Source organism: Streptomyces sp. ISL-36 (genome assembly GCF_018614205.1).
Taxonomy (GTDB): domain Bacteria; phylum Actinomycetota; class Actinomycetes; order Streptomycetales; family Streptomycetaceae; genus Streptomyces.
In genome coordinates this window covers 1-12,405 of the sequence record NZ_JAGGOS010000186.1, presented here as the reverse complement: position 1 = coordinate 12,405, position 12,405 = coordinate 1, and the positions used below count along the sequence as shown (strand labels likewise).

Here is a 12,405-nt window from a genome sequence, read left to right as displayed (position 1 = left end):
TTCGTTCCTTCGCCCGCTCGGGCTCGGGCCGGCCTCTCCGGCCCGGCCGACATTCCCGCCCTCGCCCCGCCCACCGCTCCTGCCCCCGACCCCGATCCCGACCCCGATCCCGACCCCGCTCCTGACCCCGCTCCTGACCCCGCTCCTGACCCCGATCCGGCACCGGCCCCTACGGTCGCCGCCGCTCCCGCGGCCGCGACCGCCGCCGCCCTTTCGACCGGGCCGATCTCGCACCACACCGCCTTGCCCTCGCCGCGCGGCTCCACCCCCCACCGCGACGCCAGCGCGTCGAGCAGCAGCAGCCCACGCCCCGAGGTCGCCGCCTCGCCCGGCGTACGCCGACGGGGCCACGCGCTCGAACGGTCCTGCACCGAGAGCCGCACCCGCCGCACCGGCTCCGGCAGCACCTCCAGCGTGAGCACCGCGCCGCCCTCCGTGTGCAGCAGCACGTTCACCAGCAGCTCGCCCGTCAACAGCTCGGCGTCATCGGCCAGTTCGTCCATGTCCCAGTCCCGCAGCGCCTGTCCGACCGCCGCCCGCGCGTCGGAGAGCCCCTGCGGATCCGCCTGGTGGACGTACTGGTGGATGCGGGGCGCGCGGGGAGTGCCGGGGTCCGGGCTGCGCCGCAGCACGAGGAGCGCCACGTCGTCGCCCGCCCCCCACCGCTCCCACAGCTGTTCCGACAGGTGGTCCGCGAGCGCCTCGGCCTGCGGCGGGCCGCTGCTCATCGCGGCCGACAGCGCCGCCATCCCGGACTCGATGTCCGCACCCGGCTGCTCGACCAGACCGTCCGTGTAGAGAACCAGCGTCTCGCCCGGCACGAGGTCGAGCCGGGTCTCCGGGAACTCCTCGTCCCCGAAGACGGTCGCCAGACCGAGCGGCAGCCCGCCCCGGAGCTTGGGCTGCCCGACGCGGCCGTCCGTGTGACGGATCAGCGGCCCGAGATGCCCGGCGCGCACCGCGCGCACGGTCCCGGATCCCAGGTCCACCTGGGCGTAGGTACAGGTGGCGAAGCGCTTGGTGTCGAGCTCGGCGAGGAAGCGCGAGGCCCGGGCCAGCACGGTCGAGGGGGCGTGGCCCTCACCCGCGTACGCCCGCAGCGCGATCCTCAACTGGCCCATGATGGCGGCCGCGTGGGTGTCGTGGCCCTGGACGTCGCCGACCACGATCCCGACCCGGCTGCGGGGCAGTGAGATCACGTCGTACCAGTCGCCGCCGACCTGCCGTCCGCTCCATGCGGCGTGGTAGCGGACGGCGATCTCGCCACCGGAGATCGCCGGGATGCGGCGGGGCAGCATCGTCTCCTGCAGCCCGGTGGCCAGCTCCCGCTCCTCGTCGAAGAGGAGGGCGCGCTGGAGCGACTGGGCGACGATCGCGGCGAGGCCGAGGGCGAGGTTGCGCTCGTCGGCGTTGAAGGAGGTACGGCCCCGGTAGAACAGCGCCATGCCGCCGAGCGAGCGGGCCTGGGCGATCAGCGGGAGGTAGCAGGCCGCCTTGAACTTCAACCGGTCCAGATACGGGGCGAGTGCGGGGAAGTCCTGGCCCAGTGTCGGGAAGGACGACACGAACCGCGGCCGCCCGGTCAGCACGGTCTCGGCCAGCGGCAGCCCACGGTCCAGGCGGCGGCTGCGGAAGTCGTTCAGGGCGTCCAGCGACTCCCCGCTGAGCGCGATGACGTTGAGCGAGCCGTTCTCGACCAGGCCGAGCGCGAGGCCGTCGGCGCCGAGCCGGGCGAGGCCGCCCGGGCCGGTCAGGGCCGCCGTCACATCGTCGACCGTCACCGCACGCGACAGCGCGTGCGTGGTGCGCTCGACAATGGTGGTCTGCACCTCGCGGCGCTTCTCCAGCTCCAGGACGAAGGCGGAGTGGGTGACCTCGGCCGTGGTGTCCCGGACGATGCCGACGATCCGATGGGCCATCCGGTTCGCGGCGCGCAGGATCCGGGCCTGTACATGCGTCCACTGGGGTGTTCCGTCGTCCCGCTCGATCCTGAAGTGTGCGGTGTAGGACGATTCGCCGCTGGTGATCGCCCGGCGGATCACGGCCTCCAGCCGTGCTCGCTCCTCCGGGGCCAGCCTGCCGATGAGCGAGGCCGGACGGCCGTCGAACGTGTCCGGGTCCAGCCCGAACACCAGCAGCCCCGCCTCGTCGACGTCGATGGTGCCCGTTTCGAGGTCCCAGTCGAAGCTGCCGGTCCGATTCATGGCGAGCCGCTCGTTGGGCCCGATCTCGCCACTGCGCGTGCGCCGGTCGTCATCGGTCATCCACCCCATTGTCGAACCCGCACCCCTTCGACGCCATGGCGAGGACACGGCGTGCCGGAGTTTTCACCGGCCGCCGGTGCCGGGTGGAAGGCCGGCGGTGCCGGGCGGAAGTGGGGGAGGCGGAATCGGTCATCCCGCCTCCCACCGTGATCTCCGTCCCCGCCGGGCACCCGCCCCAGGGCCCCCGCTTCGCCACGGGCCACGGTGCGGCTGCGGATCCCGTCCGAGGCGGCGGGAGTACGACGAGCCTGGGCAGGACATTCCGGCTGTTCGCGCCGGCGGGCCTGGACCGGGCCGTTCCGGCTCTCCCCACGCCCGGATGCGGGACCGGGGTGGTCCCAGGAGAATGGCCATTGCCGGAAGAACTAGTAGGAGGCGGCATGAACGCTGAGTCCGATAAGACATCTCCGGGGGAGAGCCCGACGCCCGACCGCCTCTTGCATGCCGGGTCGGAGGGCGACTACACGGCGGAGGACCTGGTCCTCGCCTCCGGACGTGACGTGAATCCGAAGAACCTCGCATGGGCGGAGCGCCGCATGGCGGAGAAGGGGCGCGCCTCCCTGGACGAGCTCCTGCCCTAACCCGGTACCGCAGCAGCCGACCCCGCCCCCCAGTCTCCCAGCCCGGCCCCCGGCCCGTGCCGGACCGGGCCGAGGGGGGCGGGGCTTTGCGCGGCCTTGGGCTGCCCTCGCCGGAGGGGGGGGGCGGCGACTACCGGCAGACGTCGAGACGGTCGAGGGCTTCGTAGGGCGTGGCGCAGACGGTGATCGCCGGGTACGGGGCCGTCTCAGGGCCCTGCTCCGGCGTCGGACGCTCATCGGTCGGACGTACGACCGCATAGTGCGAGGCGAAGGGGGACACGCCCCACGGCTCGCGCTCGTGAACACGGACCAGTACGGCGTCGCACGCGCCGCAGGCCATCCATACCACCGGCTCGAATCCGTGCAGGGCATGCCCGGGGCCGATCGCCCGGACCAGCCGGCCGCGGATCGCCTCGGCCGGCTCAGGACCCGCGAGCCGCCACGGGGTGTCGTCCTCGTCGGCGGGGCGGCATGAGGCGATCCGTTCCTGCAGCGCCTCCCAGACGCCCCAGGTTTCCGCCAGTGCGGCCAGGCCGCCCCGGGCCCGCTCGGTGACGGGCGTACCCTCGCGCAGGAACGTTTCGACGAGGCCGGTGATCGCCGCCTCCTGCTCACCGATGTCCCAGGCCTCCCGCGCCGCGGCGGCCGCATGCTCCGGCGCGAGACGTGCGAGGGCGGCGAAGCGGGGACGGTCCTCGATCGAGGTGGTCACGGGGCGGCTCCCTTCGACTCCCCGGCGCCTCCCAGCGGCGCCGCGCAGCCCCGGCATCCTACGGCGGTCCCACCGCCGTGCCTCCATGGGGCTTCCGCATTTATGGAACACGTTCTACCGTGGCCGCCGTCGCGCGCACGGCACCCAGGACGCCGCCACGGGAGTCTGATTCGAAAATCCACCGATCCCGCAGCTCAGACGGCTTCCGTTGATTGGAGGGTGACTTGAAAACCGAGCATGTTGAGCTGGCTGACCAGGCGGCGTGTCTGCCGGGTGCGTCCGGTGCGCTGGAGGAAGTAGTCGCCTCCGAGGTCGGCGTATTCGGCGTCGTTGGTGAGCATGTGCCAGACGGAGGTGAGGATGGTGTGGCCGACCGCGACCAGGGCGCGTTTCTTCCCGCGGCGGATGGCGATGCGTTTGTAGCGGGAGGCGAGGTAGGTGTCCTTGCTGCGGGCGGCAGCGGCCGCAGCGAGGCCGAGGGCGCCCTTGAGCCAGGGGTCGCCGGGGCGGGACTTGCCGGAGGTGTGCTTGCCGGCGGACTCGTGGTTGCCCGGACACATCCCGGCCCACGAGGCCAGGTGGGCGGCGCTGGGGAAACGGGCCATGTCCATGCCGATCTCGGCGAGGATCACCTCGGCCGACTTGGTGCTCACCCCCGGGATCGTCGTCAGCAGCTCGACCTGCCGGCGAAAGGGGGCGAGCTGCCGGGTGATCTCCTCGCTCAGCCGGGCCTCGGTCGCGGTGACCGCATCGATGCGGTCGAGCATGGTCCGGGCGAGGAAGGCGTGGTGGGCGGTGAACCGTCCGGTCAGTGCCTGGGCCAGGATCCCGCGTTTGGCACGCATGCTGGCCCTGGCCATCTCGGCGAGCACCAGTGGGTCACGTTCTCCGGCGATCAGTGCCTCCAGCATGGCCCGGGCGGACTTGCCCAGGAGGTCGGAGACAACGGCGGACAGTTTGATGCCGGCGTCTTCCAGGAGCTTCTCCAGCCGTTGGGCCTCGCGGGTGCGCTCCCGGATGACCTCGGTGCGGTAGCGGGTCAGGTCCCGCAGCTGCCGGATCTCCGGCGGAGGCACGAAACTCGGCCGGACCAGGCCGTGTTCGACCATGCGGCAGATCCACTCGGAGTCGGCGACGTCCGTCTTGCGGCCGGGGACGTTCTTCATGTGCCGAGCGTTGAGCAGCCAGGTCTCGATGTCGTTCTCCAGCAGGTAGAACACCGGCTTCCAGTACGAGCCGGTGGCCTCCATGCCGACCACGGTGATGCCTTCCGCGATCAGCCAGTCCCGCATCGCAAGCAGGTCGCGGGTCATGGTGGAGAAGGTGCGTACTTCTTTCCGGCGCCGTTTACCCGGCCCCGGAACGCGGACGCAGACCTTCACGTCCGCCTTGCCGATGTCGATCCCGGCGCATCGCTCGTGCACCACGTCCATGCCCCGGTCCTCCCCTCGTGCGGTGTGCTGTCGGGCAGCGACCGTCCGGTGGGGACCGTGCAGGCAAAAGAATCTGATTCACGTGCTCGAAGCAACACTTCCGGGTGCCTGACGAAGGGTCCCCGGCGTCCTACTCAATGTCGGGTTCTGACGGCACCAAGACTCCGCGACGTCAACCGGACGGCCGTGCCCCGATTTTCTCCCCTTTGGGGTGTCGCCGTCAGGGGATCGGATTACTCAATGACGAAGTCAAGCCGCTTGCGTGACCGGCGGGGCGGAGGTGAAGACGCGTCCGTCACGCAGCAGGGCCCACAACACGCTCGCCCGTCGGCGGGCCAGAGCGATGACGGCCTGGACGTGCTTGCAACCCTCGCCGCGCTTTTTGAGGTAGAAGTCCCGGTTTGGGCCCTCGCGGATGATGCTGGTCTGCGCGGACAGGTAGAACACCCGTCGCAGACGGCGGCTGTAGCGCTTGGGCCGGTGCAGGTTGCCGGTCCGCCGCCCGGAGTCACGCGGGACGGGCACCAGCCCGGCCGCCGACGCCAGGTGGCCGGAGTCGACGTAGGCCGACAGATCGCCGGCCGCGACGACGAACTCCGCGCCGAGTACGGGGCCCATGCCGGGCAGGGACTCGATGATCTGGGCCTGCGGGTGGCTGCGGAACGTCTCGCGGATCTGCTTGTCGATGCGCTTCAGCCTGTCGTCCAGGGCCAGGATCTGCTCGGCCAGGTCGGCCACGATCTGCGCGGCGATGTCCTCGCCGGGCAGCACGGTCTGCTGGGCCTGCGCGGCCTCAAGAGCCGTTGCCGCGACGGCGTCGGCGCCGCGCACGCTGCGGTTGGCCAGCCAGGCCGTCAGCCTGGCCCGGCCGCGACGGCGGATCGCGGCCGGGGTCTGGTAGCCCGTCAGCAGGACCAGCGCGCCCTTGTGGGCCGAGTAGTCGAAAGCCCGCTCCAGCGCGGGGAAGACGCCGGTCAGCACGTCGCGCAGGCGGTTGATCATCCGCACCCGGTCGGCCACCAGGTCGGTGCGGTGGGCGGTCAGCAGCGCGAGGTCGGCGGCCAGCTGAGCGGGCACGTCAATCGTGGCGAAGTCGCTGCAGTGGCGGGCGGTCTCCGCAATGACGTAGGCGTCCCGAGCGTCGGTCTTCGCCTCGCCCCGGTAGGCGCCCGACATGCGGTTGACCGTGCGTCCCGGCACGTAGACAGCCTGCTGGCCGTGCGCCGCGAGAAGCGCCAGCAGCAGCGCGGAAGACGTACCGGAGATGTCCACCGCCCAGCGGACCTCCTCCGCCAGGCCGAGGATCTCGCCGAGCGCGGTCAGGATCGCCGACTCGTCGTTGTCGACCTTCTTCGACCACAGGGTTGCGCCGGTCTCATCGACCACAGCCGCCCAGTGGTGGCCTTTACCGGCATCGACACCGGCCCAGACCTGGACCTTCCGCTCGCTCACTTGCCCCTCCTCGATCCGCACGACATACCGTCGGCCCGAGGAACACCCCGCTGTCGTCTCCGTAATCAGCGACCGCACACAGCGCGCACATCTCAATCAGCAGCCAGGGCGCCCCGGAGAACCGGGCGGCCACTCCTGCGAAGCCACTGAAGGCAAGAACCCATAAGCCACACCCGGCCCTCCCGGGCCGCCTAACAACTTACGGAGGACCCATGCACCTCGAGTACACGCCCGCCCAGCACCGCTTGCGCGCGGAGCTGCGTGCGTACTTCGCCGCGCTCGTCCCGGACAACGTCTACGCCCGTTACGCCGACCCCGCCGCGCAGAAGCGGTTCTACCGGGAGACCGTGCGCAGGCTCGGCGGTGACGGCTGGCTCGGCGTCGGGTGGCCGACCGAGTACGGCGGGCGCGGACTGAGCCCGATGGAGCAGTTCATCTTCTTCGACGAGGCGGCCCAGGCCGGCGTCCCGCTGCCGCTGATGGCCCTCAACACCGTCGGTCCGACGATCATGCGGTTCGGCACCGACGAGCAGAAGGCGTACTTCCTGCCGAAGATCCTCTCCGGGGAGATCGACTTCGCCATCGGGTACAGCGAGCCCGACGCGGGCACCGACCTCGCCGCCCTCAAGACCAGCGCCGTCCGGGAGGGGGACGAATCCACCGGCCACTACACCGTCAACGGGCAGAAGATCTGGACGACCAACGGCGACACCGCCGACTGGGTCTGGCTCGCCGTCCGCACCGACCCGGACGCCCCGCCGCACAAGGGCATCACCATGCTGCTCGTACCGACGAGCGACCCCGGCTACTCCTGCACCCTCATCAACACCCTCGCGTCGCACGACACCACCGCCAGCTACTACGACAACGTCCGAGTCCCCGCCTCCCACCGCGTCGGCGAGGAGAACAAGGGCTGGCGCCTGATCACCAATCAGCTCAACCACGAACGCGTGACCCTCGCCGCCCACGGCACGATGGCGATCCGCGCCCTCCACGACGTCCAGCGCTGGGCCGCCGACACCAAACTCGCCGACGGCCGCAGGGTGATCGACCTCGGCTGGGTGCGACGGAGCCTGGCCCGTACGCACACTCGGCTCGACGCGATGAAGCTCCTCAACTGGCAGATGGTCAACGCCGTCCAGAACGGCACGCTCACCCCTCAGGACGCCTCCGCCGTCAAGGTCTACGGCTCCGAGGCCCGCCGCGACGCCTACGCCTGGCTCATGGAGGTCGTCGGCTCGGCCGGCGCACTCAAGGAGGGCTCCGCGGGGTCCGTCCTCCACGGCGACCTCGAACGCGGCTACCGCTCCGCCGTCATCTTCACCTTCGGCGGCGGCAACAACGAGATCCAGCGCGAGATCATCTCCTGGATCGGCCTCGGCATGCCGCGCGTCCGGCGGTAGGCATCTTGTACCAGGCTTTTCAGTTGGCACAAAAGCAGGCTGGTTGGCACTGATCGCGCGTCCACCCCCAACCGCCGCCGCCAAACAACAGATGCAGCGCATGTGCCCGCGCCACGGCCGGGAGGGAGCACTGATCCACCAAATCGCCGTATGGCAGCGGACCTTGAGCGACAGTCCGGAGCAACTAGCATCGATCCCGCGGTCCGCCCGGGCCTCCAGCAGGTCCGCCTCCACATCGACGCCCCGAACACCCCGCGCGAGCAGCTCGAGTACTCGTCGCCCTCGTCGCGCTCGTCGAGAACCGCTCGCCCATCCGCGACATCCTGGTCAGCCCCATGGACGTCGTCACCACGCTCGCCTGACCACCGACACCGAACCGCCACTGCGGCGCGCCCCCGCCCGGCTGATCAGTAGCGCGGGGGCCGTAGCCGGGTCGCCCCGTCGGCCATTGACCGCGAGGCGAAGAGCCGCCGACCAGGTCAGCGGGCGACGGGCCAGCCGCTGCTCCAGTCGAGGAGGTTGATGCCGAGCTTGGGGGTGCCGTTCGCGTTGGCGTCGTAGTAGTGGTAGACGATCAGGTCGCCGTCCGTGTCCTTCATGATCGACTGGCCGCCCGGGCCGATGACACTGTCGTGTGACTCCAGTACGGGCGTGCCGCCGTTGTTCATCAGGGCGACGCCGTTCTTGTCCCGGTACGGCTCGGTGACGGCGGTGGCCCGGCCGACCTTGACCTTGTACGTCGAATTCGTACCCGCGCAGCAGGTGTCGTACGAGGCGAAGAGGTAGTAGTAGCCGTTGCGCTTGACGATGGACGGGGCCTCGACCGCTTTGGTGCCGGTCGGGCGAGAGGCGATCGAGTGACGCGTGGTGTTCGTGGAGAGCTGCTTTCCGGTCGACGGGTTGATCTGAATCATTTTGATCCCGCTCCACCAGCTGCCGAAGGACAGCCACCATGTGCCGTCGTCGTCGACGAACAGGTTGGGGTCGATGGCGTTGTAGTCGGTGGACGAGCTCGACGTGTAGACGATGCCGTAGTCGGTCCAGCTGCCCGGCTGCCCGGTCGTCGACCCCGCCAGACCGATGGCCGAGTTCTGCGAACCGAAGGACGAGACCGAGTAGTACATCAGGTACTTGCCGCCGTGGTACGAGATGTCCGGCGCCCACGTCTCCGGCACCGACGAGTAGCGCGACCACCAGCTCGGCCGCGAGGAGAAGGCGTCCGCGCCCGCGCTGAAGGCGATGCGGTTGGTAGAGGTGCGGTTGCTGATGCCGCCGCCGGTGGCGTACAGCAGATACTGCCCGGACGAGGTGCGGATCATCGTCGGGTCGTGCACCACGGTCGCGCCTGTGACGTACCCGGGGTTGGGATAGGCCGACGCGGTGGACGGAGCCAGGGCCAGCAGTGCGGACAGGGGCAGGACCAGGGCGACTTTGTGGCGCAGGCTACCGCGCTTCCTGGGGGAAGGCTCGTGGCGGGTGTTCCTCGTACGGTTCATGCGGGTCTCCATGTCCGGTGGTGTGGGCGGGACGTACGCATGTGCGGGCTGGTACGACAAGTAGTCGCCGCTCGGCGCTGTTGGGTTGCCGTGTGACGAGCCCTTCGAGGAGCTGGCGCTGTGCGCGACGTGCGTCGCCGACGGCGCCGAGCGGGCGTGGGATCGCCGTCCGCAGGTCCATGGGCTGACCGTCCTGCTCGGTCCACGGACAGGACGAGTCGACGGGGCAGGTCGCTCAGTGTCGCCCCGAGCGTGACGCCCACCCGCGCGTGGGCTCGCTGAAATGGGCTCGGGCGGCGCCCGGAGCGCCGGGCCAGGAGCTCAGCGAACAGGTCAGCTCCCTACTCGCCCGCATGGCCTTCCACCACGCCCGGCTCCAGATCGAAGCCTCCGCGGTCGCCGAACCGTACGCCTCCTTCGTCTCGGAGGCCGTGCCGAGGCCGGCGTCCACATGAACGAGGCATGGCGGCAGCCGCCCATCGAAACGGACGGTGGCATGAACCTCGGCCAGGCCTATGCCCGAGACCGATCCACCGCTGCCCTGTCCGCCTGCATCCAGGCCATGAGGGCCAACCTCTGACATCAGCGCGCAGCGTCCCTGTACCAGTGCCCAAGAAGACTTCGTCGAACAGCTCGTACGGCTCTCAGGGCACTTGTCATCGCACCAGGTCAGAGACGCGGCGCAGTGTCAACCTGCAATCTTGGTCACAGCAGCCGGCCTCGGGCCGTGTCCGTCGGCCTGCGGCCCTTGCCCGTGTCGGTGAGCTCGCGGCCGGCGTCGGCTCCGGTCGGCGCGCCTCCGGCCGTCGGTTCCCTGCGTCGGAGACCGGGTGCCAGGGCGAGAGTGACCGCGGCGGACGCGGCGGCCATCACGGTCATGGCGGGCGCGGGCGAGGTGAGCTGAGCGATGCCGCCCGCGAGCGCCGCGGCGACGCCCTGCATCGTGAACATCCCTGAGGAGTGCAGTCCGAGGGCGTGTCCCCTCAGCTCGCTCGGAACCAGGGACATCAGGCGTTCCTGGAGCAGCAGGTTGGCGGAGAAGCCGACCGACCCCACGGCCACGGCGGCGAGCGCCACCGGCAGCGCCGGATGCAGGACGAAGACCAGGTACGGGGCGGCGAGCAACAGCAGCAGGGGCGGCGCGCCCACTCTGTCGCGCCAGTGCGCGGGCAGGAAGCGGCCGGTCAGGGTGTCCCCCGCCAGCATGCCCACGGCGGCGGAGGCGAACAGAAGTCCCGCGTGGCGGGGTGCGTAGGAGACGAAGAGGGACTCGCAACCGACGACGAGTCCGTTGGGCACCCACAGCGCGAGGTAGACGCGGCGCCGCGGCTTCTGCGCCCACAGGCGGGCGTTGGTCCGCCAGGTGTCGCTCGCGGACGGACGGCCCTGTGCGCGCGGCGGCCGTCTCGCGAGACCGACACGGGCGACGACCGCGGCGGCGACGAACAGGGCGGCGCCGGTGAGCAGCGCCCCGCGCGGCGTCAGGACGTTGACGAGTACGGCGCCGACGGCGTAACCGCAGATCTGCAGGCTTCCGGCGCACATGTTGAGCACCGAGCGGCCGAGCAGGTAGCCCTCCGCGGGGAGGATCTCGCTGAGCAGTCCGTAGCGCACTCCGCCGCCGACCGAGCCGAGCATGCCCTGGACCGAGAGGATCGCGAACGTCGCCCCCATGGGCAGGCCGGGAAGGGCCAGCGCGGTGGTGGCCACGGCGAAGAACAGCGCCAGGCCGATGGTCGCGGCGCGCGGCGGCAGGCGGTCCGCCGCCGACAGCAGGAAGCTCGCACCGATCATCTGCGCCAGCAACGGGCCGAACATGCTGAGGGCGGCGAGGAGGGGTGAGCCGGTCGCCTCGTAGACGAGCGTCCCCAGGGCCATCCTGCTCACCGTCTGGGCCGCCACATGTGCGGCAGTGGAGGCGAGCAGCGGTGTGAACTCCCGGGATCCGAATAGCTCTTGGTAGGTGCGCATGGCCGGAGTGTCCGTAGACGTCCGGTCGCGAAGGTAATGTTTCGCGGGGAGGCGAAACCATTGGGCTGGTGGGAAGTCAACGCGGATACGCTCGCGAACAGCCGGTTCGTCGTGTCGCCCCTTTGCGAGACGACGGCGAGCCTGATGGCCCTGGAGAGGGACTCGCCCGCGCATCCGGCCGAGCGCCGCTGGCTGGACACTCACAGGGCCGCCTACCGCGAGCGGCTGGCCGCCGATCCGGTCACCGCCCTGCTGGTACGCGTCGCACTGGGCAGACACCGGTGGATCGCCGACTTCCTGACACCGGTGCCTTCGCGCGAGGGTGAGGCGCAGGGGGCTACGGAGTTCCACGACGAGCTGGCACGGATCCGCGAGACGCCGGCTGACACCGCCCACGCCGATCTCCAGGTCGCTCATCGCGGGCCGGTGCCCGATCTATTGCTGCGCCCCGATCTGCCGGAGCGCATCGCGGACCTGCTGGAGTGGGTGTGGCGGGAGACGGTCGCGGACGACTGGCCGCGGCGGCGGCGCGTCATCGAGGCCGATGTGGTCGCGCGTACGGGACAGTTGAGCCGGGCGGGCTGGGCGGCCGCGCTGGACGACATGCATCCGGAGATGCGGTGGCTGGGCGGCAACCGGCTGCAGATCAACACCCGGGCCTTCCCGCCCCGGCGACTGATGGGGTCACAGCTGCTGCTCGTGCCGGTCACGCCGCGCGTGGGATGGATCTCCACGGACCGGCCGGACTCCCACGGCGCGGTGCACCGCAACGCCGTGGTGTACGCGTGCTCGGGCACGCTGGCGGAGCCGGAGCGGGCCGCCGCCCCGGAGGCCCTGACCAGGCTGATCGGTGCCGGGCGGGCGAGCGTGCTGATGCTCCTGGACAGCCCGATGAGCACGACGCACCTGGTGGCGATGACGGGCCAGGGTCTCGGCTCGGTGGGCCGTCACCTCAAGGTGCTCCTGGACGCGGGACTGCTCGGCCGCCGCCGTGCGGGACGGTCCGTGCTCTACTACCGCACGGCCGTCGGCGACGTGCTGGTGCGGGGCAGACAGGACTTTCCGGGCCGGACCTAGGTGTATTGCCCTGTGA

10 protein-coding genes are annotated in these 12,405 nt (G+C 70.8%); 4 read left to right on the top strand and 6 right to left on the bottom strand.

Annotated features, from left to right (window positions below; translation table 11 throughout):
- Positions 1–2,264: SpoIIE family protein phosphatase (locus J7E93_RS34890; RefSeq protein WP_251067527.1), on the bottom strand; the 2,264-nt coding region annotated here is incomplete at its 3' end.
- Positions 2,265–2,644: 380 nt separating this feature from the next.
- Between J7E93_RS34890 and J7E93_RS34885 the strand changes: the two genes are divergently transcribed.
- Complete coding sequence (locus J7E93_RS34885) at positions 2,645–2,845, top strand: hypothetical protein (RefSeq protein ID WP_215074052.1); 201 nt, start codon at positions 2,645–2,647, stop codon at positions 2,843–2,845.
- Between the two features lie 130 nt (positions 2,846–2,975).
- Here J7E93_RS34885 and J7E93_RS34880 read toward each other — a convergent pair whose 3' ends face one another.
- The 3 genes from J7E93_RS34880 to J7E93_RS34870 all read right to left on the bottom strand — a co-directional run bounded on the left by J7E93_RS34880 (position 2,976) and on the right by J7E93_RS34870 (position 6,442).
- Positions 2,976–3,557 (bottom strand): hypothetical protein, encoded by a 582-nt coding sequence (locus J7E93_RS34880; RefSeq protein ID WP_215074051.1) that lies wholly within the window; start codon positions 3,555–3,557, stop codon positions 2,976–2,978.
- A gap of 194 nt (positions 3,558–3,751) precedes the next feature.
- Positions 3,752–4,990 (bottom strand): IS110 family transposase, encoded by a 1,239-nt coding sequence (locus J7E93_RS34875; protein WP_215074050.1) that lies wholly within the window; start codon positions 4,988–4,990, stop codon positions 3,752–3,754.
- A gap of 249 nt (positions 4,991–5,239) precedes the next feature.
- Complete coding sequence (locus J7E93_RS34870; protein WP_215074049.1) at positions 5,240–6,442, bottom strand: IS110 family transposase; 1,203 nt, start codon at positions 6,440–6,442, stop codon at positions 5,240–5,242.
- Between the two features lie 212 nt (positions 6,443–6,654).
- Between J7E93_RS34870 and J7E93_RS34865 the strand changes: the two genes are divergently transcribed.
- Positions 6,655–7,845: an acyl-CoA dehydrogenase family protein gene (locus J7E93_RS34865; protein ID WP_215074048.1), complete on the top strand. Its 1,191-nt coding sequence runs from the start codon at positions 6,655–6,657 to the stop codon at positions 7,843–7,845.
- A 479-nt stretch (positions 7,846–8,324) separates the two neighbouring features.
- On the opposite strand, the gene J7E93_RS34860 is transcribed toward J7E93_RS34865, so the two are convergent.
- Complete coding sequence (locus J7E93_RS34860; RefSeq protein WP_215074047.1) at positions 8,325–9,341, bottom strand: arabinan endo-1,5-alpha-L-arabinosidase; 1,017 nt, start codon at positions 9,339–9,341, stop codon at positions 8,325–8,327.
- Positions 9,342–9,610: 269 nt separating this feature from the next.
- Between J7E93_RS34860 and J7E93_RS34855 the strand changes: the two genes are divergently transcribed.
- The gene (locus J7E93_RS34855) at positions 9,611–9,796 is read left to right on the top strand and encodes a hypothetical protein (protein ID WP_215074046.1); all 186 of its coding nucleotides are present in this window, start codon (positions 9,611–9,613) and stop codon (positions 9,794–9,796) included.
- A gap of 250 nt (positions 9,797–10,046) precedes the next feature.
- Here J7E93_RS34855 and J7E93_RS34850 read toward each other — a convergent pair whose 3' ends face one another.
- Positions 10,047–11,312, bottom strand: coding sequence for an MFS transporter (locus tag J7E93_RS34850; RefSeq protein ID WP_215074045.1), 1,266 nt, complete (start codon positions 11,310–11,312; stop codon positions 10,047–10,049).
- Between the two features lie 60 nt (positions 11,313–11,372).
- On the opposite strand from J7E93_RS34850, the gene J7E93_RS34845 reads away from it, so the two are divergent.
- On the top strand, positions 11,373–12,389 hold the full coding sequence (locus tag J7E93_RS34845; protein WP_215074044.1) for a helix-turn-helix transcriptional regulator: 1,017 nt from the start codon (positions 11,373–11,375) through the stop codon (positions 12,387–12,389).
- The last annotated feature ends 16 nt before the right edge of the window (positions 12,390–12,405 follow it).

Bases quoted from the DNA above. Each gene is read 5' to 3' on its own strand.
- J7E93_RS34850 (WP_215074045.1), bottom strand. From the start codon at position 11,312: ATGCGCACCTACCAAGAGCTATTCGGATCCCGGGAGTTCACACCGCTG.
- J7E93_RS34865 (WP_215074048.1), top strand. From the start codon at position 6,655: ATGCACCTCGAGTACACGCCCGCCCAGCACCGCTTGCGCGCGGAGCTG.
- J7E93_RS34860 (WP_215074047.1), bottom strand. From the start codon at position 9,341: ATGAACCGTACGAGGAACACCCGCCACGAGCCTTCCCCCAGGAAGCGC.
- J7E93_RS34875 (WP_215074050.1), bottom strand. From the start codon at position 4,990: ATGGACGTGGTGCACGAGCGATGCGCCGGGATCGACATCGGCAAGGCG.
- J7E93_RS34885 (WP_215074052.1), top strand. From the start codon at position 2,645: ATGAACGCTGAGTCCGATAAGACATCTCCGGGGGAGAGCCCGACGCCC.